This is a genomic window from Paraburkholderia caffeinilytica (genome assembly GCF_046030355.1).
Lineage (GTDB): Bacteria > Pseudomonadota > Gammaproteobacteria > Burkholderiales > Burkholderiaceae > Paraburkholderia > Paraburkholderia caffeinilytica_B.
In genome coordinates this window covers 203770-225015 of record NZ_JAQQCQ010000015.1, presented here as the reverse complement: position 1 = coordinate 225015, position 21246 = coordinate 203770, and the positions used below count along the sequence as shown (strand labels likewise).

At 63.3% G+C, this 21246-nt stretch carries 20 protein-coding genes; 4 read left to right on the top strand and 16 right to left on the bottom strand.

What is annotated here, in order from left to right:
• Positions 1 to 143 precede the first annotated feature (143 nt).
• Positions 144 to 590, top strand: a complete 447-nt coding sequence (locus PQQ95_RS22855; protein ID WP_408440946.1) for a hypothetical protein — start codon at positions 144 to 146, stop codon at positions 588 to 590.
• 366 nt (positions 591 to 956) lie between these two features.
• Positions 957 to 1544: a BPSL1445 family SYLF domain-containing lipoprotein gene (locus PQQ95_RS22850; RefSeq protein ID WP_408440943.1), complete on the top strand. Its 588-nt coding sequence runs from the start codon at positions 957 to 959 to the stop codon at positions 1542 to 1544.
• Positions 1545 to 1683: 139 nt separating this feature from the next.
• Here PQQ95_RS22850 and PQQ95_RS22845 read toward each other — a convergent pair whose 3' ends face one another.
• The 10 genes from PQQ95_RS22845 to mltG form a co-directional block, all read right to left on the bottom strand.
• Positions 1684 to 2760: a glycosyltransferase family 4 protein gene (locus PQQ95_RS22845; protein ID WP_408440940.1), complete on the bottom strand. Its 1077-nt coding sequence runs from the start codon at positions 2758 to 2760 to the stop codon at positions 1684 to 1686.
• Positions 2761 to 2993: 233 nt separating this feature from the next.
• Complete coding sequence (locus PQQ95_RS22840) at positions 2994 to 4160, bottom strand: AAA family ATPase (RefSeq protein WP_408440937.1); 1167 nt, start codon at positions 4158 to 4160, stop codon at positions 2994 to 2996.
• Between the two features lie 70 nt (positions 4161 to 4230).
• A complete protein-coding gene (otsA, locus tag PQQ95_RS22835) occupies positions 4231 to 5643 on the bottom strand; it encodes an alpha,alpha-trehalose-phosphate synthase (UDP-forming) (RefSeq protein ID WP_408440934.1) in 1413 nt (470 codons plus the stop codon).
• A gap of 385 nt (positions 5644 to 6028) precedes the next feature.
• The gene (locus PQQ95_RS22830) at positions 6029 to 6385 is read right to left on the bottom strand and encodes a Rap1a/Tai family immunity protein (protein ID WP_115783152.1); all 357 of its coding nucleotides are present in this window, start codon (positions 6383 to 6385) and stop codon (positions 6029 to 6031) included.
• Positions 6386 to 6564: 179 nt separating this feature from the next.
• Positions 6565 to 7305, bottom strand: a complete 741-nt coding sequence (locus PQQ95_RS22825; protein WP_408440930.1) for an ankyrin repeat domain-containing protein — start codon at positions 7303 to 7305, stop codon at positions 6565 to 6567.
• Positions 7306 to 7354: 49 nt separating this feature from the next.
• Positions 7355 to 8149 carry a TatD family hydrolase gene (locus PQQ95_RS22820; protein WP_408440929.1) on the bottom strand — a complete coding sequence of 265 codons (795 nt, stop codon included), beginning with the start codon at positions 8147 to 8149 and terminating at the stop codon, positions 7355 to 7357.
• Positions 8150 to 8207: 58 nt separating this feature from the next.
• The gene (locus PQQ95_RS22815; protein WP_408440926.1) at positions 8208 to 8726 is read right to left on the bottom strand and encodes a GNAT family N-acetyltransferase; all 519 of its coding nucleotides are present in this window, start codon (positions 8724 to 8726) and stop codon (positions 8208 to 8210) included.
• Positions 8727 to 8833: 107 nt separating this feature from the next.
• The gene (locus tag PQQ95_RS22810; protein ID WP_408440924.1) at positions 8834 to 9868 is read right to left on the bottom strand and encodes a DNA polymerase III subunit delta'; all 1035 of its coding nucleotides are present in this window, start codon (positions 9866 to 9868) and stop codon (positions 8834 to 8836) included.
• Positions 9869 to 9962: 94 nt separating this feature from the next.
• Positions 9963 to 10583: a dTMP kinase gene (gene tmk / locus PQQ95_RS22805; RefSeq protein ID WP_408440976.1), complete on the bottom strand. Its 621-nt coding sequence runs from the start codon at positions 10581 to 10583 to the stop codon at positions 9963 to 9965.
• Complete coding sequence (mltG, locus tag PQQ95_RS22800; protein WP_408440922.1) at positions 10583 to 11593, bottom strand: endolytic transglycosylase MltG; 1011 nt, start codon at positions 11591 to 11593, stop codon at positions 10583 to 10585. The genes tmk and mltG overlap by 1 nt, the downstream gene beginning before the upstream one ends.
• Before the next feature lie 78 nt (positions 11594 to 11671).
• Between mltG and ygfZ the strand changes: the two genes are divergently transcribed.
• Positions 11672 to 12769, top strand: a complete 1098-nt coding sequence (gene ygfZ / locus PQQ95_RS22795; RefSeq protein WP_408440920.1) for a CAF17-like 4Fe-4S cluster assembly/insertion protein YgfZ — start codon at positions 11672 to 11674, stop codon at positions 12767 to 12769.
• Between the two features lie 87 nt (positions 12770 to 12856).
• Complete coding sequence (locus PQQ95_RS22790; protein ID WP_408440918.1) at positions 12857 to 13702, top strand: NRDE family protein; 846 nt, start codon at positions 12857 to 12859, stop codon at positions 13700 to 13702.
• 119 nt (positions 13703 to 13821) lie between these two features.
• On the opposite strand, the gene PQQ95_RS22785 is transcribed toward PQQ95_RS22790, so the two are convergent.
• From PQQ95_RS22785 to PQQ95_RS22760, 6 genes are all read right to left on the bottom strand, one after another.
• Positions 13822 to 14781 carry an alpha/beta hydrolase gene (locus tag PQQ95_RS22785; RefSeq protein ID WP_408440916.1) on the bottom strand — a complete coding sequence of 320 codons (960 nt, stop codon included), beginning with the start codon at positions 14779 to 14781 and terminating at the stop codon, positions 13822 to 13824.
• Between the two features lie 102 nt (positions 14782 to 14883).
• Positions 14884 to 15771, bottom strand: a complete 888-nt coding sequence (locus tag PQQ95_RS22780) for an SDR family oxidoreductase (RefSeq protein ID WP_408440913.1) — start codon at positions 15769 to 15771, stop codon at positions 14884 to 14886.
• 107 nt (positions 15772 to 15878) lie between these two features.
• Entirely contained in the window at positions 15879 to 16877 is a 999-nt protein-coding gene (locus PQQ95_RS22775; protein ID WP_408440910.1) for an NADP-dependent oxidoreductase, read from the bottom strand.
• A gap of 119 nt (positions 16878 to 16996) precedes the next feature.
• Positions 16997 to 17482 (bottom strand): PaaI family thioesterase, encoded by a 486-nt coding sequence (locus PQQ95_RS22770; protein ID WP_408440908.1) that lies wholly within the window; start codon positions 17480 to 17482, stop codon positions 16997 to 16999.
• 200 nt (positions 17483 to 17682) lie between these two features.
• Positions 17683 to 18861, bottom strand: a complete 1179-nt coding sequence (locus PQQ95_RS22765; RefSeq protein WP_408440905.1) for an acetyl-CoA C-acyltransferase — start codon at positions 18859 to 18861, stop codon at positions 17683 to 17685.
• A gap of 177 nt (positions 18862 to 19038) precedes the next feature.
• Positions 19039 to 21123 carry a 3-hydroxyacyl-CoA dehydrogenase NAD-binding domain-containing protein gene (locus tag PQQ95_RS22760; protein WP_408440903.1) on the bottom strand — a complete coding sequence of 695 codons (2085 nt, stop codon included), beginning with the start codon at positions 21121 to 21123 and terminating at the stop codon, positions 19039 to 19041.
• Positions 21124 to 21246: the final 123 nt, after the last annotated feature.

The window sequence follows — 21246 nt, the reverse complement described above, 5'->3', positions numbered from 1 at the left end:
GCAATCCATTCCTTCGTAGTCGAGTCGCGCGAACGCACCGTTTTTCTTCTATGATGGCTGCGGAGACGGCCCACCCCCATACACAACATTAGACGGGCCGCCATCTTGTCGTTGGTGCTGCTGAGCACCGATCGGAGGCAAGGATGGTATCGAAGCATAAAAACCGCTGGTTGAGGCGGTGGCTGGTCGTCATCATATTCTGGGCCGTGCCCGTGGCGATCGTTGCGGTCAGCGAGATCCGGGAGGAAATGGCGTACAACGCCGTCGACCTCGACCGCGCGCTGACCACCTGGAACTTCACCGACGCACAACGCGCCGCCGGCGCGCCTGCGCGCTGTCATGGCAAGCCCGACGAGGCACAAGCCGCCGGCTGCCCGGCCGACGTGCTGGCCGCCAATGCGCCGCGCCAGCAGGATGCCCGCAATGAATACAGCGTGCGCCGCTCCACACTCATGGCTTACCTCTGGCATGCGTTCGTCGGCTACTGGATCGTGCCGGCCGCCGCGCTGTTCATGATCGGCGTAGTGATCGGCATGATTCGCCGCGCGCTGCGACGGCCGCCAGTTAAAAGTCCGGCGAACCATGGATGAGGACATGGGGGTGGGTGCAGCGTCGAGGCAACACTTTCAGTTCGATTTCAAGGCGGATCGTGAACACGAAAAATCGGTAAAAACCGGTTTCAAGACGGTGTCGGCCCCACTACCGGGGAACCCGTCCCTGTCAGGCAGGATTCGCCGCGAGCCCATTCGAAGGCGCTGTCCAGGCGCCTTTCAACGCTCTCCCGCCGCCGGTCAAAATTACATCGCCGTGCCTTGCGATGGGTCGCAAAGCCCCGCCACACAAGGCTTTTCGCCGAACGTCGAAATACGCTTTTTCCGCTTGCGTGTGATATAACTCAGAGACAACCCGGCAACACCATATGAGGTTGTGCCCAGGAACCATGATGGAGAAAAACGATGCAAAGACGAAACTTCATGCTGAAGACTACCGCTGCGCTCGCTTTCGGAGGCCTTGCACTCGCTGGTTGTACGACTAACAGCGGCAACCCCAACACGCCTTCCACAGATTCTTCCAAACGCCAGTCGATCGACGCCAGTGTCGACGGCACCATGTCGCGCCTGTTCACGACCGTGAAGGGTTCGCGCGAACTCGTTTCCAAGGCACGCGGTGTGCTGGTGTTTCCCTCGGTCCTGCAAGTGGGCTTCATTGTTGGCGGCCAGTATGGCGAAGGTGCGCTGCGCGTGGGCGGCGGCACGGTCGGCTACTACAGCACGGTTTCCGGCTCGTTCGGTCTGCAGGCGGGCGCGCAATCGAAAGCCATCATCTTCCTGTTCATGACTCAGGACGCGCTCGACTCCTTCCGCAATGCCGACGGCTGGTCGGCGGGCGGCGACGCCTCTGTCGCGCTGGTGAAGATGGGCGCCAACGGCGCGATCGACACCACCACGGCAACGGCCCCGGTCGAAGTATTCATTCTGACCAATGCCGGTCTGATGGCCGATGTCTCGCTGCAGGGCACCAAGGTAACGCGCCTGAAGATCTAGGCGAGCGGTCACGCTCGGACCCGCCTGGTTCCGTGCGGTCCTGTGCTTTTTATTAGCCGGCCCGAGCGCAGCGGCAATGAAAAAACGGCGATGCGTCATGCGCATCGCCGTTTTTTTTCAGCTGCCGTGTGAGCCGGGGTTACACCGCTCCACTTCCCGACGTGTCGATCACCTTGAAACGCGAACGCTTCTGCGCGCGAATCACCGACTGATACGCGTCCACATACTGCTGCGCCATCCGGTGCGACGTGAAGCGCTCTTCGAAGCGTTGCCGCACACCCGTCCGCGGCATCTTATGCAGGCGATTGACCGCCGCCACCGCGCCGATCTCGTCTTCGACGATAAAGCCTGTCACACCGTCGTCCAGCACTTCCGGTACCGAGCCGCGGTTAAAGGCGATCACCGGCGTCCCGCATGCCATCGCTTCGATCATCACCAGGCCGAACGGCTCCGGCCAGTCGATCGGGAAAAGCAGCGCATGCGCGCCCGATAGAAACTCGGCCTTCTGGTTGTCCGCGATTTCGCCGATGAACTCGACATGCGGCAAGTCCAGCAACGGCCGGATCTCGCGCTCGAAGTATTCACGGTCGGCGGCGTCGACTTTCGCGGCGATGCGAATCGGCATCCCGCAGCGTCCGGCGATCCGGATCGCGGTATCGACACGTTTTTCCGGCGAGATACGGCCGAGAAACGCGAGGTACTTCTGCTCGACCGGCTGCGGCGTGTAGAGCTGCTCCGGCAGACCGTGATAGACGGTGGTAAGCCATTTGGCCTGCGGCAACGGATGACGCTGCGCATTCGAAATCGAGATCACCGGCGCGGTGTTGAACGTGTCGAACACCGGTTGTTGCTCGGGCAAATCGAGGCGGCCGTGCATTGTCGTGACGAAGGGTGTGTCCTGGCGCTTGAAGACCGAAAACGAGTAATAGTCGAGGTGAAAATGCAGCACGTCGAAGTTTTCGGCCTGGCGGCGCACCAGTTCCATCAACAGCATATGCGGCGCGATGCGGTCGCGGATACCCGGGTCGAGGCGCAGCGCACGCGGCCAGACGGGTTCGAGCTTTGCGCTCGTGACGGAGTCGCCGCTCGCGAACAGCGTCACATCATGGCCGAGATCGACCAGCGCCTCGGTGATGTAGGACACAACGCGCTCCGTGCCGCCATAAAGCTTCGGCGGCACGGATTCGGTCAAAGGGGCGATCTGCGCAATCTTCATATTTTGTCTCCGTGAACTGACGGCTTGCGCCATTGGCGAGGCACGTCAGCGGCGCTGAGCAGGGCAGCGCCGGTCTTTCTCATCGATGCAGCAAACGCCGGGCGTCCGCCTGCACCATCCGCATCGAAGCATTATTCACCAGGGCGTAACAAAAAGCCCTTGGCTTTGCAATTACTGGGCGTTGTTACATTCAGCTTACATCCATGCCTCTCAACCCAATCGCTTAGCCACGGTTATCGCGTCGGCCATTTCCACGCCGGCAGGTCGCGATCGTCCGCATCCGTGATGCGCGTGGCGCCGAAGTGCTTCTCGAGCACGATCGACTGGCTGCCGTCCTCCCGTTCGAGCGCCGCGATCAGCCGCGCCGCGTGCGACACCACCAGCACCTGGGAATGCGTGGAAGCCCGCGCGATCAGGCGCGCCAAGGCCGGCAGCAGATCCGGATGCAAACTCGTTTCCGGTTCGTTCAGCACCAGCAACGCAGGCGGACGCGGCGTCAGCAGCGCGGCCACCAGCAGCAGGTAACGCAAGGTGCCGTCCGACAGCTCCGCGCCCTTTAGCGGCCGCAGCAGGCCGTGTTGCTGCATCGATACTTCGAAGCGGCCGTCCTGCGTGGCGACGTCGAGGCGCGAACCAGGAAAGGCGTCGTCGATGGCGGCGTCGAGCGCAACCGGGTCGCCGATCTCGCGAATGGTTTGCAAGGCCGCGGCGAGGTCCGCGCCGTCGTTGGCGAGCACCGGCGTGTGGGTGCCGATCTGCGGCAGACGCGCGGCTGCTTCGGCATCGGTGCGGAAATGGTCGTAAAAGCGCCACGAGCGAATCTGCTCGCGCACCGTGATCATCTCGGGGGCGGTCCGTGGGTCGGAAAACTCCGTCATCATGCTATCGAAGCTGGCGACGGGCTGAGGAATGGTTTGCCACTCGCCCTGCTCGTCGCGCGTACGCAACGCCGCGCCCTGCCGGTCGACCAGCAGCGCCGATGGCCGCAGCACCGGGCCGCTCCAGATGCACTCGCGTTTGATCGTGGGATCGAGCGGGAACCGGGTGACCCTGTCGAGCGGCGGCAAGCCGAGATCGATCGCGTAGCCGAACTCATCGCCGGAAAATCCAAGCCGCAAACTCACCGGCTCTTTCCGACGCGTGCCCTCGACGGGCAATTCGCCGGCCAGCACCGCGCGTGAGAAACGTTCGGGGCCGGCCCACAACGTGGATTGCAAGCCGCCCTCGCGTGCCAGCGACGTAATCACCCCGCCGCGCGCCGTCTCGGCCAGCAGACGCAGCGAGCGATACACGCTCGATTTGCCGCTGCCGTTCGCGCCCGTGATGACATTCAACTGCCCGAGCGGCACGATCAACTCGCGCAGCGACCGGTACCCCGCGATGGCCAGCGTCCTCAGCATGTGGCCACCTTTCGCTCAAACGCGCGCTGTGGGGCGCCAGGTAAAACAACTCCGTTCATCAAACGCACCATCATTTATGTCCACCGCCCTTGCCCGGCGTCTGCACCGGCACGCTGCGCAAATCGTTCAGAAAAGTGTCGCGCCATACCCCGAGATCGTTCTTGCGCAGCGCCGCCATGTTGATTTCATGACGTCGCTGGCGTGCGTCGAGCGGCATTTGCAGCGCGCGCTGCAAGGCCTCGCACATGCCGATCGCATCATGCGGATTGACCAGCAGCGCGCCGCTCAACTCCGCCGCCGCGCCGGCGAAAATCGACAGCACCAGCACGCCCGGATCATCCGGATTCTGCGCAGCGACATACTCCTTCGCGACCAGGTTCATGCCGTCGTGCAACGGTGTGACAAAGCCGATCTGCGACTCGCGAAACAGCGACATCAGCTTCCAGCGGTCGTACTGCTGATTCAGATAGCGGATCGGCGTGTAATCGAGGCCCGAATAGCGGCCGTTGATGCGCCCCGCTTCGTATTCGAGATCCTGGCGGATTTTCTGGTACGTGGCGACGTCCGAACGGGTCGGTGGCGCGATCTGCACCAGCGTGACGTTGCCGCGCCATTCGGGCGAGCGTTCCAGCAATTGCTCGAAGGCGCGAAAACGTTCAACGAGCCCCTTCGAATAATCGAGCCGGTCGACGCTCATGATCAGTTTGCGGCCCTCCAGACTCTGCTTGAGGTCGAGCACGTGCTGGCGGCTTTCGTAGCGCTGCGCCTGTTCGGCGATTTCGTCGGGGAACACGCCGATCCGGTAGACGCCCGTGCGCAGCTTGCGGCCGAAGGCTTCGACATGGTTGCCATCGCTCACGGTGCCGCGCGCGTGGCGCGTCACGTAGTCGTGGAAAGCGAGTTCGTCGGTGGCAGTCTGGAAGCCCAGCAGGTCGTAGCACGACAGCGATTTCACCAACTCTTCGTGCGGCGGAATGTTGAGCAGAATCTGCGGCGCGGGAAACGGAATATGCAGGAAGAAGCCGATGCGGTTCGTGATGCCTTCGGAGCGCAGCGCCTCGGCGAACGGAATCAGATGGTAGTCGTGAATCCAGATCACGTCGTCGGGTTCGAGCAGCTTGATCAGCTTGTGCGCAAGCCAGGCGTTGACGCGCCGGTAGCCGGCATACTCTTCGCGCTCGTAGCGCGCGAGGTCGTTGCGGTAGTGGAACACCGGCCACAATGTGGCGTTGGAAAAGCCGCGGTAGTACTGGTCGTAATCCTTGCGCGTGAGTCCGACTGTCGCGAAGGTCACCGCGCCATCCTGCTCCAGCGTTGGACCGGCGTTCGCGACGGTCTCGCTCACCACGTCGCCGCTCCAGCCGAACCACACGCCTCCCGCATCCTTGAGCGCGCCGAACACGCCGACCGCAAGGCCGCCCGCCGACCCTTTGGTTTCCGTCGGCGTTGCGACACGATTCGACACGACGATCAGTCGCCCCATGTTGTCAGTCCTCCTTGGTTCACACGGCACGGCGTTCGCGCTTCAGGGACTTGTAATGCCTCGCGCGCTGCCGCACGCCGATGACATCAAGTGGCTGAAAACAACACGCGATGTCGCGCCAGGTTCGTGAGTCAGATGGACGGTTCGACCCGCCAGGTGTCCGATCAGTTGCACTCATCTGCGTGACGGTGCATGCGCGGACTCGATCGATAGAGGGATGCCCAAGGGCGGCACGGTCGAGATAACCGGGACGATCCATGCACCGAGGGAGCGGTACATGAACGCGAAGAGCGGATTTCAACGCAAGCTGAAACGCCTGACGTACCCGATTCGGGCGCGTCAGGCGTCAGCCGTGATTCACGTCAAAGTCAAATCGACGACGCGATCAGTTACCGCTCTTGCAAGGAAATGCCTTGCCGAGCCCGAGCGAGATCGCCGTACTGGCGTTATAGCCCGCGACGATCGGATTCTCGGCGATGTACTTGCGTACCGCGTCGGTGAGTTGCGCCGAACGCGCGTCCGGCGGCAGGCAGTAGTACTGGCCGACGCGCGGCCCGGTCGTGCCGCCGATCGCGTCGATCGTGTTGAAGATACCGTCGGCGGCGCCTTCGATATAGGCGGCACACGCACTACGCGATGCCACATCGGTTTTCGTGCACAGCTTGTTGAGGTCGCCTCCCGTAAACGCGGCTGCCGATAGCGGTACGGCAAGCGCGCTGGCGAAAATCAAAGCCCGCAGCATGGTGTTCCTTTCCAGGGTCGTTTATCAGGCGGTCTTGCGCCGCGTCGAACCGGCGCGCCTCGCAACGCGCCAGTCGTCATTCTGCACTGTTTTGCGAAGCGGCAGGCATGCTAACAGGGGCTATATTGAGGCAATTTTTTGGTCCGGGGATCTGGGGGCCGGCGAGCTTGCCACACAACTCACTTCTGTTGCATCTGCTGCAGGCGCGCGGTGAGTCCTTCGACTACGTCCGGCTCCTTGTAGGTCTTCGCGAAATCGAGCGCGGTCAGGCCGATCTGGTTCTTCACCGTCAGGTCCGCGCCGTTATCGAGCAGAAGCTTCACCGTCGACACATGACCGCCACGCGCGGCCATCATCAGCGGCGTGGTGCCGTTCGGCGAGCCGGCGTCGACATAGGCCGAATGATCGAGCAGGACTTTGACGATATCGTCGTGGCCGTTCGCAGCCGCGTAGTGCAACGGCGCCCAGCCCTTCTTGTTGACTTCGGCGTCCTTCGCGATCAGCAGGTTGACGAAGTCGAGGTCGCCGTTCAGCGCGGCCATCATCATGGCGTTCTCGCCGGCCTTGTCCTGGATCTCGATGTTGGTCTTCGGATTGGCGAGCAGCGCGGCGCCCACCTTGTCCGACTTCTCGCGCGCGGCGATCACGAGGAGCGGGATGCCCTGGTTGTCGACGCTGTTCGGGTCCATGCCCTTGGCGAGCAGCTTGTTGACGCCGTCGACGTCGTCGAATTTGACCGACTTGATGAGCGAGTCGATTGGCGCAGCCTGAACGGGCAAAGCGACCAGCGACGTCAGCGCGGCGCAGGCAAACGTGGCGGCCAGCGCCAGGCGCGACGCGCGGCGGCGTGCCGCGCCGAGGGCGGCTTGCAGCGCTGAAGTCTCTTGAAACGCTGCCGTCGAAGTCGAATAATTCGTCATATTTTGCTTTAGGAAACTTCCCTATCCTATTGATATTTATCGGCTTTGCTTACTGCACACTAGCAGGTGCAGGAATCTTGAAGAGCCGGAAAAAGTTTTGTGTCGTCGCGGCGGCCAGCGCCGTATCCGGCATGTCACGCTGTTGCGCGATGAAGCGTCCGACATAACTTACGTACGCAGGTTCATTAGGCTTGCCGCGATACGGCACGGGCGCCAGGTACGGCGAGTCGGTTTCGATAAGCAAACGGTCGAGCGGCACGCGGCGCGCGACGTCCTGCACGTCGGTCGCGCTCTTGAACGTGACGATGCCCGACAGCGAAATGTAAAAATTCTGCGCCAATGCCTGCTCGGCCACCGCCCACGGCTCGGTAAAGCAATGCATCACGCCGCCCGGCTCGCTCGCGCGCTCCTCGGCCATGATGCGCAACGTGTCTTCCGACGACGACCGCGTGTGGATGATCAACGGTTTCCTCGTGGCGTGCGCCGCGCGGATATGGGTGCGAAAGCGCTCGCGCTGCCATTCCATATCGGCGATGGTGCGGCCTTCCAGCCGGTAGTAGTCGAGTCCGGTCTCGCCGATCGCAACCACTTTCGGATGTTCGGCCAGCTCAACCAGCTCGGCGAGACTCGGCTCACGCATATCCTCGTGATCCGGATGTACCCCAACCGATGCATACACGTTCTCGTGCCGGCTCGCGATCTCCAGCACGGAGGGCAGCGTCTCCAGGTCGACCGAGACGCACAGCGCATGCGTGACCGAATGGCTGCGCATATTTTCGAGCACCTGCGGCAGGCGGTCGGCGAGTCCTTCGAAGTTGATATGGCAGTGCGAATCGACAAACATGATGATGTCCTGCTGATAAATGGCTTCGGGTGAATCTGGCTGTCAGGCAGGCCGTGATTCAGGCTGCGGCCGTGTCGAGCCGCTTGCCGAGAATCACCAGATCGCGCTCCACGCCGTCCAGCACCGCGACGCGCGGCAGCGACCCCCACGTGTCGAAACCAAAGCCGCGGAACAGACGCAGGCTCGCGTCATTGTGGCCAAAAATAAAACCCAGCACCGTGTCGATGCCGAGCGCCGGCGCCGCCGCGAGCGAAGCCGCCAGCAGTTGCTTGCCGAGACCCTTGCCGCGCGCGCTTTCGTCCAGATAGATGCTGACTTCGGCGGTACGCAGATAGGCCGGGCGGCCGTAGAAATCCGAGAAGCTCAACCACGCGATCACGCGGCCGGATTGCTGCGGGTCTTCCACCACCCACAGCGGACGCTTGTGCGGCCCGTGCGCATGAAACCACGCCAGACGGCTTTCGACGCTCACGGGCTCGAGATCGGCGGTGACTTGCCGCGACGGCACGGTCGAGTTGTAGATGGCGACGATCGCGGGCAGATCGTCGAGGGTGGCATCGCGGTAGGAAAGGCTCATGGTGCTTGGACGTGAGATGAAAGGCGAAGCGGCCGACGGATGCACGGGTGAGCGCGGCGGATTAAGGCACGCCAGCCTTGCACACACCATCGGCCTTCAACGTTGATTTACGCGAACAACTCGCGGTAGCCGATAAACAGTTCTTCGAACACCAGCCGCGCGTTCAGCGGATGGTTCTCGACAGCACGCTGGCGCGTCACGGTGCGCATGAAGCGCGCAAACGCGCTGGCGTCGGCTTGCGACGCACAGCGCGACAAGGCAGTCGACGCCTGCGGAAAATAACGCGGTGCGCCGGCTGTGCGCTGAGCCAGCAAGTCGTACATCCAGCGCTGCAGCCAGCCGAGCACCAGCGGCACCGGCAGCTTCTGCAGCGCCTCGCCGCAGGCGAAGGCGTCGCAATCGGCGCCGGCGGCCAGTTGCTTCAGGGTCCAGTCACGCAGCATGCGGTTCTCGTCGCTCGCCAGCGCGAGGGCCGTGAGCGGCGCGCCGCCGGCTTCGGCGAGCAGCGCGGGTGCTTCGGCCACGCCTTGCGCGGCGAGCCACTTCGTGGCGACCTCCGGCGCGGGCAGCGTCATCGGCCATTGGCGGCAACGGCTGATGATGGTGGGCAGCAAGCGGTCGATGCGCGCCGACACCATCAAAAACACCACACCCGCCGGCGGTTCTTCGAGCGTTTTCAGGAGCGCGTTGGCTGCGGCGATGTTCAGCCCCTCGGCGGGATACAGCACGACCACGCGCGCACCGCCGCGATGCGAGCCGACGCCAACGAAATCGAGCAAGCCGCGAATCTGCTCGATCTTGATTTCTTTGCTCGGCGCACGCGTCTTTTTGCCTTCGTCGCCGTCGGCCTTCTCGGCTTTTTCGTCCACCGCGCCGGCGAGTCCGGCTTCGGCGGCCAGCGCTTCGGGCACGACGATCCGATAGTCAGGATGATTGCCCTGCGTGAACCAGTTGCAGGCGACACACGCGCCACATGGCTCGCCGTTGGCCTGCTGGGCCTCGCACAGGAGCCCTTGCGCGAGGTGCTGCGCGAAGCGCAGCTTGCCGATCCCCGCCTGGCCATGCAGCAGCAAGGCGTGCGGCCAATGCCCGCGCAACTGCTGCAGGCGGTTCCAGTCATCGGCTTGCCACGGATAAATCATCGTTTCTCTTTTAAATCAATCGGTTGCCAACACCTTCTGAGACATTGGACGAGCTTCGTCAACCGTTATAACTCAGGATTATATTCTTTTAAAATCAAAGAACTGCAATCAATTCTTCGAGTTGCTTCTGAATTCGCGCGATGGTTTGCGAAGAGTCAATGATAGCGAACCGGTACGGCGCTTCTTCCGCACGGCGCAGATATTCGGCACGCGTACGGTTGAAAAATGCCTCCGACTCGCTTTCGAAACGATCCGGATCGCGCGCGGCGCTGCGCCGTTCGCTGGCAACCTCCGGCGTCAGGTCGAACAGCACCGTCAGGTCCGGCTGAAAACCGCCCTGCACCCAACGCTCCAGCGTTTCCAGCTTGTCGCGCGGCAAGCCGCGGCCGCCGCCCTGGTAGGCGAAGGTTGCGTCCGTGAAGCGGTCGGATAGCACCCAGTCGCCGCGCGCAAGCGCCGGCTCGATCACTTCGGCCAGATGCTGGCGGCGCAGCGCGAACATCAGCAACGCCTCGGTCTCGAGGTCCATTTTCTGATGCAGCACGATCTCGCGAATCTGTTCGCCGAGCGCCGTGCCGCCCGGCTCGCGCGTCATCACGACCGAGCGGCCAGTGCTCGCGACTTTCTCTTCGAGGCGCTCGCGAAACCAGCCCAGGTGGGTAGTCTTGCCGGCACCGTCGATGCCTTCAAACGTGATGAATTTGCCCCTCGCCATCATTGCCCTCGAATGTATTTGTCCACGGCCTTGTTGTGATCGCCGAGGGTGTCAGAAAAGATACTGCTGCCGTCGCCGCGCGAAACGAAATACAGCGCGGTGGATTGCGCCGGGTTCATCGCCGCCTGCAGCGACGCGACACCGGGCAGCGAGATGGGCGTTGGCGGAAGCCCCATCCGGGTGTAGGTATTGTAGGGAGTGTCGGTCTGCAGGTCTTTCTTCCTGATGCGGCCGGTGTAGCTGTCGCCCATGCCGTAGATCACGGTCGGGTCGGTTTGCAGCGGCATACCCACCCGCAAGCGGTTCGCGAATACAGCCGCCACCATCGGCCGATCCGACGGCTTGCCGGTTTCCTTTTCGATAATCGACGCCATCGTCAACGCGTCGTACGGGGTTTTGTACGGCAGGTTCGGCGCGCGAGCGGTCCACGCTTCGTCCAGGCGCAGCCGCATCAGCCGGTACGCGCGGCGGTACACGTCCAGATCGCTGGTGTTCTTGTCGAACAGATAGGTGTCCGGGAAAAACAGCCCTTCGCCATTGCCGATCGATGCTTCCGGTGCGTTGATCGCATTCATCAGATCCGCGTCGCTCATGCCGGCTGTGTCGTGTTTGAGCGCCGGATTGGCGTCCAGTTCGGCGCGCATGTGCTTGAAGGTCCACCCTTCGATGATGGTGGCCACGTATTCGTTGACGTCGCCGCGGGCGATTTTTTGCAGCACTTCGTACGGCGTGATGCCTGTCTTGAACTCGTAGTTGCCGGATTTCAGATCGCTTTGCAGGCCGAGCACGCGCGTCATGATGACGAACAGTTCAGGCTCGACCGGCACACCGCCGCGGTTGAGCTGCAGCGTGACGCTGCGCAAGCTGCTGTGCGGCTTGACGGTGACATCGAGTTGCGCGGGGGTCAAATCGAGTGGGCTGGTGGCCCAGTGATATCCGCCTGCGATTGCGGCTGCGGCCAGCACAACGACGATTGAGCCGGCGACGAAACATTTCTTCAGAAGGGACATGCGAAACGTGGCTGGGTTGGACCTCATATAATACTTGTTTGCCTTAGCTAAAGTCAGAATTGACTGTTCCGGGAATCCATGAACACACCGCTCGCTACCGCTTCAGGCACGCCTTCAGTGGCGCCCGCAGTTGCTCACACGACTACCGCGGCCGCGGTGCAGGCTTCCGCATCCGTCGGGCTGCCTGTTTTGCCGCGCCCCGCCGCTGACGAATTCAGCGCTGTCATCCAGCAAGGCGCCTACATGCCGCTGACGCAGTTCGGCGTGATCGACGCGACCGGCGACGACGCGGCGAGCTTCCTGCATGGCCAGTTGACCAACGACACCCAGCATCTCGACGCAGCCAACGCGCGGCTGGCGGGCTACTGCTCGGCAAAGGGCCGCCTGCTGGCGTCGTTCCTGACGTGGCGCACCGGCGAGACGATCCGTTTGCTGGTGTCGAAGGACGTGCAGGCCGCCGTGCAGAAACGGCTGTCCATGTTCGTGCTGCGCGCCAAAGCCAAACTCGTGGATGCGAGCGGCGAACTGGCGGTGGTGGGTCTCGCGGGCGACGTGCGCAAAGCGCTTTCCGGCGTGTTCGATGCGCTGCCCGACGGCGTGCACGTCCAGGTGGACGGCACGGCGGGATCGCTGATTCGCGTTCCGGACGCGCTGGGCCGGCTGCGCTATCTGTGGATCGGACCAAAGGCCGCGGTCGAGGCGCACCTGCCCTTGCTCGACGAAAAGCTCAAGCGCGTTTCACCGGCAGTATGGGATTGGCTCGACATTCGCGCGGGCGAACCGCGCATCACGCAACCGGTGGTCGAGCAGTTCGTGCCGCAAATGGTCAACTTCGACGTGCTCGGCGCGGTCAATTTCCGCAAAGGCTGCTATCCGGGTCAGGAAGTGGTGGCGCGCAGCCAGTATCGCGGCACGATCAAGCGGCGCACCTCGCTCGCGAACGTAGCGGGCGACCTGGAGACGGTCAAGGCCGGCGCTGAACTGTTTCACTCGAATGATCCGGGACAGCCGTGCGGGATGGTGGTGAATGCAGCGTCGGCGCCGGAGGGCGGTGTCGATGTGCTGGTGGAGATCAAGCTGGCGGCGCTCGAAGGCGGCACGGTGCATCTGGGCGCGGCGGACGGTCAGACGCTGGCGTTCCTGCCGTTGCCGTATGGGTTGCCCACCGAGGTCTAAGCTCCCGAACCCGAGCGGCGCAATCAGGCGCCGCTTTTTCCTGACATCTGTTGTTACTTCACCGCCTCCACCGGGAGACTTCACCCGATGTGCCTGATCGTCTTCGACTGGCGACCCGATGCGGTCGACGGACCGCTCTTCACGCTCACCGCGAATCGCGACGAATTCTTCCGCCGGACTGCCGAACCGATCAGTTGGTGGCATGACGCGCCGGCCGTGCTGGCCGGCCGCGACCTGGTGGGCGGCGGCACGTGGCTCGGCATGTCGCGCGATGGCCGCTTCGCCGCGCTGACCAACTACCGCGCGCCGCATGAAATGCGCGCCGATGCGCCGACCCGCGGCACGCTGGTCAGCGACTGGCTCATTGGCTCCGGAAACGGCTCGGACAACGGCCGGCACGAAACGCCGCTCGACTATCTGCACCACGTTGCGCGAACCGGCGATATCTACAACGGCTTCAATCTGCTCGTCGGCGACTGGACGCGCCGCGAGCTCGGCTGGTACTGCAACCGGTCGAACCTCGCACCCACCCTGCTCGAGTCCGGCACGCACGGCATCTCGAACGCGGTGCTCGATACCGCCTGGCCGAAGCTGATGAAAAAGCGCGCGGAACTGAGTGCCGTGCTCGCGCGCGATGCGATGCCGCCGCTTGAGCGTTTGATCGATCTGATGCGCGATCCGCGCCTCGCGCGCGACGACGAATTGCCGTCCACCGGCATTTCGCTCGAACGCGAACGGGCGCTCTCGGCGGCTTTTATCGAAACGCCGGAATACGGCACGCGCGGCACGACTGCGGTGCGCGTAGTCGCGCATGGCGAGGTAATCAGCGTAGCCGCCGCCGAACGCAGCGACGACAACGGCTCGCACCGGATCGTGCGGCCCGGTGACTTCGAGCGCAGCTTCGCGTTCAATGTCGAGCGCGAGATCGCCTGACGAACGTTTAGCGACTCGCTTGGCCATTCACTGCCTGACGATCACTTAATGACCGCCTCGTCATGATGCGGTCGGGTGATCAATCGCACCATCTCCCGACTGCCTGTACAGAGCGCAGACTACTCCACGCCGAACGCCGCCCGCAAAGCCGCGGCGGCATCCGCATGCGCCTCGGCGACGTCGGGCACATAGCCGCCCATCTTGAAGAACTCGTGAATCATGCCCGGGTAGCGTTTGAGCGTGACCGGATTGCCCGCTGCGCGTAGTTTTTCCGCGTACGCATCACCTTCGTCGCTTAAAGGATCGTATTCGGCGGTCGCGATCCAGGCCGGGGCAAGGCGACTGAAATCCGGCGCGCCACGCGTGCCGTCGAGCGGCGCGAAACGCCAGTCGTCGCGGTCGCTCTCATCGCGCACGTATTGCTCGAAGAACCATTGAATCGTGTCGCCCGACAGCAGGAAACCGTTGGCGAGGCGCGAGTGCGAATCGGTTTGCTGATAGCCCGTCGCGCCCGGATAGATCAACAATTGCAGCGCGAGCTTGATGCCCGCGTCGCGTGCCAGCACCGCGCACACCGTCGCCAGCGTGCCGCCCGCGCTATCGCCGCCCACGGCCAGCCGCTGTGCGTCGACGCCGTATTCCGCGGCATGCGCGTGCAGCCAGGTCAACGCATCGAACGCATCGTCAACGGCGGTGGGGAATTTGTACTCGGGCGCGAGCCGGTAATCGACCGACAACACCGTGCACTTGCCATCGTGCGCGAACATCCTGCACAACGCGTCGTGCGTATCGACACTGCCGACCGTGAAGCCGCCGCCGTGGTAATACATCAGCGCCGGCGCGGGCTCGGCCCAGCTCGGTTCGACAGGCTGATAAAGACGCGCGCGGATCGTCGCGCCGTCGCGCGTCGGCACCTGCAGGTCGTCGACCGAAAACATCGGCGCGCTCGCGATCTCCAGAATCGGCGCGCTTTTTTCGTAGGACGCGCGCGCCTGTTGCGGAGTCAACGCGTGCAGTTGCGGGCGCTTCGCGCGGGCGATCATGTCGAGCACCTGCTCGATTTTCGGGTTCAGCGGCATTGGGCGTCGGGTAGGCGATGGGCGATGGGCGATGGGCAGCGGGCAGCGGGCAGCGGGCAGCGGGCAGCGAAGGTTAGCAGGTAAAAATAGGGAAAATAGCGCTTAGCTCGCGTTCTTCACTTCGGGCTTCAACGACATCGGATCAGTCGGATTGCGCAACTGCTCGATGTCCTCGTGACGCAGCTTCACCGTCGCCATGATGCCGGGATGCGTGACGATGTAGAAACGGCGTGCCGCGATCGCCTCGAACGTGATGCCGGCGACGTCGGCCGCAGTCAGCTTGCCCGATTGCACCGCGCGTTGCAGTTGCTTGCCGGCGGCGATCTGCGAACGGGTCGGCGTGCCCTCGTTACGCAGCCCCTCGGGCCGCGCGCGTTCCGCGTCGGCGATACCGGTGGGGACGAAGGCTGGGCATAACAGCGAACAGCCGACCTCGCCGCCTCCCGCGTGCCCGGCTTGTGCCAACTGCAGATCGTGATAAAGCGTTTCCGTGAGTGACACGACGGCGTGCTTCGAAGCGTTGTAGATACCCATTGCGGGCGGCGACAGCAGGCCCGCCACCGACGCCGTGTTGACGATATGCGCGGGTTCGTTCTGCCGCAGCATGATCGGCGTAAAGGTGCGCACGCCGTGCGCGACGCCCATCACGTTGACGTTGAACACCCACGCCCAGTCGTTCGCCGAGCTTTCCCAGAGGAAGCCGCCCGAGCCCACGCCCGCATTGTTGAACAGAAGATGCACCTTGCCGAAGGCGTCGAGCGCCGCTTGCGCGAGCGCTTCGACTTGGGTCGCGTCGGACACGTCCGTCGGCACGCCGATCGCCTCGGCACCGCCGGCGCGCAATGCGTCGACGGTTTGCGCGAGCGCATCGGGATTCACGTCGGCAAGCACGAGCTTCATGCCGAGCGACGCGCCCTTCTCCGCGAACGCCCGGCCGAAACCGCTTGCCGCACCGGTGATCACCGCCACCTTGCCTGCGAATTCGAACATCGTTTTTCTCCTGGATTTATCGGCTTGGATTTATTGGCTTAGATCCGGCGACAGGCGGCCATCGACATGGATCGCGTGGATCGTTCGATAGCCGCCCGCCGCCGCGCTCAGATCAGCTTGACGAGCTGCTTGCCGAAGTTCTTGCCTTTGAGGAGACCGATAAACGCCTCGGGCGCCGCATCGAGTCCTTGCGCGATGGTCTCGCGATATTGCAGCTTTTTCTGCGCGACCAGCGTACCGAGTTGCTTGAGCGCTTCGGGCCACACATCCATATGTTCGCTGACGATAAAGCCCTGCACCAGCAACCGCTGCGTGAGCATCAGCGACGGATGCTTGAGCGGCATCGGCTGGCCGTCGTAGCCCGCGATAAACCCGCACAACGCAATGCGGCCGAATGCGTTCATGCGTGCAAGCGTCACGTCGAGCACTTCGCCGCCGACGTTCTCGAAGTAGCCATCGACGCCGTCCGGCGTCTCAGCTTTGAGCGCCTGATACAGATTGCCGGCCTTGTAGTCGACGCAGGCGTCGAAGCCGAGCGTCTCGACCACGTAGCGGCACTTCTCCGCGCCGCCCGCAATGCCGACCGCACGCGCACCGGCCAATTTCGCCAGTTGCCCGACAACACTGCCCACCGCTCCGCTCGCCGCACTCACCACCACCGTCTCACCCGCTTTCGGCGCGATGATCCTGTTCAGGCCATACCAGGCCGTCACGCCGGGCATGCCGACCGGACCGAGATACGCCGACAGCGGCACATGCGTATCGTCGACTTTCTGCACGCCCGCACCGTTCGAGGTGCCGTATTCCTGCCAGCCGAACATCGCGACGACCTTATCGCCGACCGCGAATTTCGGATTCTTCGACTCCACCACTTCGCCCACCGTGCCGCCGATCATCACTTCGTTCAGCGGCTGCGGCGCTGCATACGACTTGCTGTCGTTCATCCGGCCGCGCATGTACGGATCGAGCGAGAGGAAGTGATTGCGCACGCGGAATTCGCCATCGGCAAGCGGCACCAGCGGCGTTTCGACGAGCTTGAAGTTGTCAGGTGTAACAGCGCCTTGCGGACGCGAAGCCAGCACGAGTTGACGGTTGATCTGGGGCATGACGATCGTCTCCATGAGTTACCGATGTGATCGGCGAGTAGTTCGAACCAGCAGCGTCTGCAAAAGGAGAGCGCAACGCGCGGCGCTCGACACGCGCGCTGTCGCTGTGCTTCCGGTGATCAGCCGTCGCTCGGACCGGGTTTTGCCGAGGGATCGCTGCGCAGACGCTGTTGCGTCACGTCGCGGCCCACGGCGAGGCGCCGCATGTATTTGAAGGTGCCAAGCGCTTTGGCGACGAAGTGGCCTTCGCTGTCGCGGATTTCGCCTTCGCAATAGGCCATGGTGGTCGAGCGGTGCAGCACGCGGCCGGTGGCGCGCAATTCGCCGCGGCCCGGTTGCATGAAGTTGACCTTCATCTCGACAGTGACCACGCCGACGCCGTCGCCGGCCAGACTGCGCGCGGCCATCGCGAGCGCCACGTCGGCGAGTGTCATGGTTACGCCACCGTGCGCGACATCCCACGTGTTCATGTGATCGGGTTGCAGCGGCAATACGACTTCGCTGGCGCCGTCCGCCGCCGACAACAACTGCGCGCCGAGCCGGTCGACGAACGGGCTTTCGGGCAGTGTCGCGCTGCTCGTTTTAGATGAGGGGGAGTCGGTCATTGCTGATTTCGGATGTCGTGGTCGGTTCAATTCATTGGGCGCAGTGGGAAATGATAACCGCTACGGCGTTCGGGCATGCGCCACCTTCGTGCCGCCAGACTCCCCAATAAAAAACGGGTGCCGTAGATTCAATGCCTGCACGTCACATCGCACCGAATCACACGACACCCGCTTTCAATCAAGCCCGCTCCCGCGCCTGATCAAACCACTTCGAACAAGCCCGCCGCACCCTGGCCGCCGCCGATACACATCGTCACGACGACCAGCTTCGCACCGCGCCGCTTGCCTTCGATCAGCGCATGGCCGGTCAAACGCGCGCCCGACACGCCATACGGATGGCCCACCGCAATCGCGCCGCCGTTCACGTTGAGGCGGTCATGCGGAATGCCGAGCTTGTCGGCGCAATACAGCACCTGCACCGCGAACGCTTCGTTCAGTTCCCACAGATCGATGTCCTCGACCTTCAGACCTGCCTGCTTGAGCAGCTTCGGCACCGCGAACACCGGGCCGATGCCCATCTCGTCCGGCTCGCAACCGGCCACTGCAAAGCCACGGAAAATGCCCAGCGGTTGCAGACCTTCGCGCTCAGCAACTTTCGCATTCATCACGACGCAAGCCGACGCCCCGTCCGAGAACTGGCTCGCGTTGCCCGCAGTGATCACGCCGCCCGGCATCGCCGTGCGAATCTTCGACACGCCTTCGAGCGTCGTGTCGGCGCGAATGCCTTCGTCGGCGCTGACGGTCACTTCCTTCGTGAAGAGACGCCCGCTCGCCTTGTCGGCGACGCCGGCCAGCACGGTCAGCGGCACGATCTCGTCCTTGAACTTGCCGGCTTCGAGTGCGGCCGCGGCCCGCTGTTGCGAGCGCACGCCGTATTCGTCCTGACGTTCCTTCGAAATCGAGTAGCGCTTCGCGACGTTCTCGGCGGTCTGCAACATCGACCAGTAGATTTCCGGCTTGTTCTTGCTGAGCCAGCCTTCAGCCACCATGTGGCGGTTCATCTCGTTCTGCACGCACGAGATCGATTCCACGCCACCCGCGACGAACACGTCGCCCTCGCCCGCAATCACGCGTTGGGCAGCCAGTGCAATGGTTTGCAAACCCGACGAGCAGAAACGGTTCACCGTCATGCCCGGCACGCTGACCGGCAAGCCGGCGCGCAGTGCGATTTGCCGCGCGATATTGGTGCCCGTCGCGCCTTCCGGATTCGCGCAGCCCATGATCACGTCTTCGATGCGCGCCGGGTCCAGCTTCGCGCGCTCGACGGCGGCCTGCGTCACATGTCCGCCAAGCGTCGCGCCGTGCGTCATGTTGAAACCACCGCGCCATGATTTGGCGAGGCCCGTACGGGCAGTCGATACGATTACGGCGTCAGTCATGCATCTCTCCTATGTCGACCCGAGTTGGCGCTTTAGCTGTCGATCAGAGTTAGCGCTTTAGCGCTTACTCTGATCCCAGGCAAAGCACTTACTCAAGTCCCATGCGATTTATTGCCTTCCAGATATTGATGGTGGGCGCTTGCGGAATGCCTTATGTTGATCAGGCAGCCCCTCACCTCAACCGTTGAACCCACGGCCCTTCGCCGCGAGCTCCGCGATGCTCAGCGCCAATTGCCAGGCGTCGCCATTCGGGCGCGACGCATAGCGGCGAATCGCGCGCTCCACGTTGTACAGACCGACCGTGTCCGCATACAGCATCGGACCGCCGCGATAAAGCGGGAAGCCGTAGCCGGTCAGATAGACCATGTCGATGTCCGACGCCTTCGACGCAATGCCTTCCTCGAGAATCTTCGCGCCTTCGTTGACGAGCGCGAACACGAGGCGCTCGACGATTTCCTCGTCGCTGATCTTGCGGCGCTCGGTGTTGGTTTCCTTCGAGAACGCCACAATCATTTCGTCGACAACTTTCGACGGATATGCAGTACGGTCACCCGCCTTGTAGTCGTACCAGCCGCCACCGGTCTTCTGGCCGAAGCGCCCTGTCTCGCAGAGACGGTCGGCGATCTTCGAGTAGTGCATCTCCGGATGTTCCAGATAGCGGCGCTTGCGAATTGCCCAGCCGATGTCGTTGCCGGCCAGGTCGCTCATGCGGAACGGGCCCATCGCGAAGCCGAACTTCTCGATGGCCTTATCCACTTGCGCAGGCAATGCGCCTTCTTCGAGCATGAAAAGCGCCTGGCGGATGTACTGTTCGATCATCCGGTTGCCGATGAAACCGTCGCACACGCCCGAGACCACGGCGGTCTTCCTGATCTTCTTGGCGAGCTTCATGACGGTGGCGAGCACGTCTTTCGCCGTGTCCTTGCCGCGCACTACTTCAAGCAGCTTCATCACGTTGGCCGGGCTGAAGAAGTGCATACCGACCACGTCCTGCGGTCGCTTGGTGTACGCCGCGATCTTGTCGACGTCCAGCGTCGACGTGTTCGAGGCGAGGATCGCACCGGGCTTCGCCACTTCGTCGAGACGCTTGAACACCTGCTCCTTGACGCCGAGTTCCTCGAACACCGCTTCGACGATCAGGTCGGCGTTTTTCAGGTCGTCGTAGGAGAGCGTGGGCGTGATCAACGCCATGCGCTGCTCCAGCGCCTCGGGCTTGAGTTTGCCCTTCTTGACGGTGGCTTCGTAGTTCTTGCGGATCGTGGCGATGCCGCGGTCGAGCGCTTCCTGCTTCGTTTCCAGCAACGTGACCGGAATGCCCGCGTTGATGAAGTTCATCGCGATGCCGCCGCCCATCGTGCCGGCGCCGATCACGGCCACCTGCCTGATGTCACGCACCGGCGTGTCCGACGGCACGTCGGGAATCTTGCTTGCAGCACGTTCGCCGAAGAACGCGTGACGCAGCGCGTGGCTTTCCGGCGTCTGCACGAGCGCGATAAAGCATTCGCGTTCGAACGCGAGACCCTTGTCGAAACCGTTCTGCACGCCCGCTTCCACGGCGTCGATGCACTTCAGCGGCGCCGGGAAATGCTTCGCCATCGTCGCGACGGTATTGCGCGCGAACTGGATGAAACCCGCGGCGTTCGGATGCTCGATCTTGCGGTCGCGCACCTTCGGATGCGGGCCCGTTTTCGCGCCGGCCTTGCGGGCGAACGCGAGCGCCGCTTCGGCCAGATCGCCTTCCACGACCTCGTCGAACAGGCCCGAGTCGGCCAGCTTTTCGGACAGCACCGGCGCGCCGGAGACGATCATGTTGAGCGCGGCTTCGAGGCCGATTGCGCGCGGCAGACGTTGCGTGCCGCCCGCGCCCGGCAGAATGCCGAGCTTCACTTCCGGCAGCGCGATCTGCGCGCCGGGTGCGGCGATGCGATAGTGCGCGCCGAGCGCCAGTTCCAGGCCACCGCCCATCGCGACGCTGTGAATCGCGGCGACCACCGGCTTCGCGCTGCTCTCGACGGTCTTGATGACCGTATGGAGCGTCGGTTCCTGGGTCGCCTTCGGCGTGTTGAATTCGGTGATGTCGGCGCCGCCCGAGAAGGCTTTGCCGGCGCCCGTCAGCACGATCGCCTTGATGGCGGGATCGTTCTGTGCGCGCTCGATCCCTTCGACGATACCCGCTCGGGTCGAGAGGCCAAGGCCGTTTACGGGGGGATTGTTCAGCGTGATGACGGCCACGCCGTCATGAGTTGTGTAGTCCACTGCCATCTACCTGCCTCCATGCGATGAGGCGGCGCATGACGCGCCGCCCGTCCAGTTGGTCGAGTCGACTCATTGTCCGACTTTAGCTCCGACTTTTCCGGGGTCAGCAGGCAGAATACACAAAAAAGC

Excerpts from the sequence above, each read along its gene's own strand:
- PQQ95_RS22855 (WP_408440946.1), top strand. The coding sequence starts at position 144 with ATGGTATCGAAGCATAAAAACCGCTGGTTGAGGCGGTGGCTGGTCGTC.
- PQQ95_RS22850 (WP_408440943.1), top strand. The coding sequence starts at position 957 with ATGCAAAGACGAAACTTCATGCTGAAGACTACCGCTGCGCTCGCTTTC.
- PQQ95_RS22845 (WP_408440940.1), bottom strand. The coding sequence starts at position 2,760 with ATGAAGATTGCGCAGATCGCCCCTTTGACCGAATCCGTGCCGCCGAAG.
- PQQ95_RS22840 (WP_408440937.1), bottom strand. The coding sequence starts at position 4,160 with ATGCTGAGGACGCTGGCCATCGCGGGGTACCGGTCGCTGCGCGAGTTG.
- otsA (WP_408440934.1), bottom strand. The coding sequence starts at position 5,643 with ATGGGGCGACTGATCGTCGTGTCGAATCGTGTCGCAACGCCGACGGAA.
- PQQ95_RS22830 (WP_115783152.1), bottom strand. The coding sequence starts at position 6,385 with ATGCTGCGGGCTTTGATTTTCGCCAGCGCGCTTGCCGTACCGCTATCG.
- PQQ95_RS22825 (WP_408440930.1), bottom strand. The coding sequence starts at position 7,305 with ATGACGAATTATTCGACTTCGACGGCAGCGTTTCAAGAGACTTCAGCG.
- PQQ95_RS22820 (WP_408440929.1), bottom strand. The coding sequence starts at position 8,149 with ATGTTTGTCGATTCGCACTGCCATATCAACTTCGAAGGACTCGCCGAC.
- PQQ95_RS22815 (WP_408440926.1), bottom strand. The coding sequence starts at position 8,726 with ATGAGCCTTTCCTACCGCGATGCCACCCTCGACGATCTGCCCGCGATC.
- PQQ95_RS22810 (WP_408440924.1), bottom strand. The coding sequence starts at position 9,868 with ATGATTTATCCGTGGCAAGCCGATGACTGGAACCGCCTGCAGCAGTTG.
- tmk (WP_408440976.1), bottom strand. The coding sequence starts at position 10,583 with ATGGCGAGGGGCAAATTCATCACGTTTGAAGGCATCGACGGTGCCGGC.
- mltG (WP_408440922.1), bottom strand. The coding sequence starts at position 11,593 with ATGTCCCTTCTGAAGAAATGTTTCGTCGCCGGCTCAATCGTCGTTGTG.
- ygfZ (WP_408440920.1), top strand. The coding sequence starts at position 11,672 with ATGAACACACCGCTCGCTACCGCTTCAGGCACGCCTTCAGTGGCGCCC.
- PQQ95_RS22790 (WP_408440918.1), top strand. The coding sequence starts at position 12,857 with ATGTGCCTGATCGTCTTCGACTGGCGACCCGATGCGGTCGACGGACCG.
- PQQ95_RS22785 (WP_408440916.1), bottom strand. The coding sequence starts at position 14,781 with ATGCCGCTGAACCCGAAAATCGAGCAGGTGCTCGACATGATCGCCCGC.
- PQQ95_RS22780 (WP_408440913.1), bottom strand. The coding sequence starts at position 15,771 with ATGTTCGAATTCGCAGGCAAGGTGGCGGTGATCACCGGTGCGGCAAGC.
- PQQ95_RS22775 (WP_408440910.1), bottom strand. The coding sequence starts at position 16,877 with ATGCCCCAGATCAACCGTCAACTCGTGCTGGCTTCGCGTCCGCAAGGC.
- PQQ95_RS22770 (WP_408440908.1), bottom strand. The coding sequence starts at position 17,482 with ATGACCGACTCCCCCTCATCTAAAACGAGCAGCGCGACACTGCCCGAA.
- PQQ95_RS22765 (WP_408440905.1), bottom strand. The coding sequence starts at position 18,861 with ATGACTGACGCCGTAATCGTATCGACTGCCCGTACGGGCCTCGCCAAA.
- PQQ95_RS22760 (WP_408440903.1), bottom strand. The coding sequence starts at position 21,123 with ATGGCAGTGGACTACACAACTCATGACGGCGTGGCCGTCATCACGCTG.